The sequence below is a fragment of the Burkholderia sp. E168m23 genome, assembly GCF_016586125.1.
Taxonomy (GTDB): Bacteria; Pseudomonadota; Gammaproteobacteria; order Burkholderiales; family Burkholderiaceae; genus Burkholderia; species Burkholderia orbicola.
The window spans coordinates 1-1,403 of the sequence record NZ_BCPP01001332.1; the positions used below are offsets into that span (position 1 = coordinate 1).

Consider the following 1,403-nt stretch of genomic DNA (forward strand, 5'->3'; position numbering starts at 1 on the left):
ATCCATGATCTGCGCCTGGATCGTCACGTCGAGCGCGGTGGTCGGCTCGTCGGCGATCAGCAGCTTCGGGTTGCACGCGACGGCCATCGCGATCATCACGCGCTGGTTCATCCCGCCCGACATCTGGTGCGGGAACGACGCGATGCGGTTCTTCGCATCGGGAATGCCGACCTGGTCGAGCAGTTCGAGCGCGCGCCGGTGCAGCGCGTCGCCGCGCAGCCCTTCGTGCAGCTTCAGCACTTCCTTGATCTGGTAGCCGACCGTGTAGCTCGGGTTCAGGCTCGTCAGCGCGTCCTGGAACACCATCGCGATGTCCTTGCCGACGATCTTGCGGCGCGCCTTCGGCGACGCCTTCAAGAGATCCACGCCGTTGAACGTGACTTCATCTGCCGTCACCTTGCCCGGCGCGTCGATCAGGCCCATCAGCGCCATCATCGTCACGCTCTTGCCCGAGCCCGATTCGCCGACGACGCCCACCACCTCGCCCGGCGCGACCGATAGGTTGATCCGGTCGACCGCGGGCAGGCCGTTGAAGTTCACCGCGAGATTGCGGATGGTCAGGAGATTCTGGGTCATAGTCATGCCATCCGTTTCAGCTTGGGGTCGAGCGCGTCACGCAGCCCGTCGCCGAGCAGGTTGATCGCGAGCACCGAAATCAGGATCGACAGGCCGGGCATCGTCACGATCCACCACGCGTTGTCGATGTAGTCGCGTGCCGAGGCCAGCATCGCGCCCCACTCGGCGGTGGGCGGTTGCACGCCGAGGCCGAGGAAGCCGAGCGCGGCCGCGTCCAGGATCGCCGACGAGAAGCCGAGCGTCGCCTGCACGATCAGCGGCGCCGTACAGTTCGGAAGCACCTGCGAGAACATCAGGCGCAGCGTGCCGGCGCCGGCCACGCGCGACGCGGTCACGTATTCCTTCTGCAGCTCGCCGAGCGCCGACGCACGCGTGAGACGCACGTAGGCCGGCAGCGCGACGATCGCGATCGCGAACATCGTGTTGGTGAGGCCCGGGCCGATGATCGCGACGACCGCGACCGCGAGCAGCAGCGACGGCAGCGCGAGCAGCACGTCCATGATGCGCATCACCGGCGTGTCGGCCCACTTCTGGAAGAACGCGGCGACCAGCCCGAGCACGATGCCGGGGATCAGCGCGAGCACGACCGACACGAAGCCGATCCAGAACGACATCCGCGCGCCGAACATCAGCCGCGAAAGGATGTCGCGGCCCGCTTCGTCGGTGCCGAGGATGAATTGCCAGTTGCCGCCGGCGAGCCACGCGGGCGGAATCTTCACGTAGTCGCGGTATTGCTCGACCGGGCTGTGCGGCGCGATCAGCGGCGCGAGCAACGCGACTGCGATCAGCACGATCACGACGATGCCCGCGCCGACGGCGCCGCGGTT

Annotated in this window: 2 protein-coding genes; both read right to left on the reverse strand. The window is 67.3% G+C overall.

Going from position 1 to position 1,403, the window contains the following annotated elements:
- The coding region (locus tag JMF90_RS37015) for an ABC transporter ATP-binding protein (protein ID WP_201326335.1) at positions 1 to 576 on the reverse strand (576 nt) is incomplete at its 3' end.
- A 2-nt stretch (positions 577 to 578) separates the two neighbouring features.
- Positions 579 to 1,403: ABC transporter permease subunit (locus JMF90_RS37020; protein WP_201326336.1), on the reverse strand; the 825-nt coding region annotated here is incomplete at its 5' end.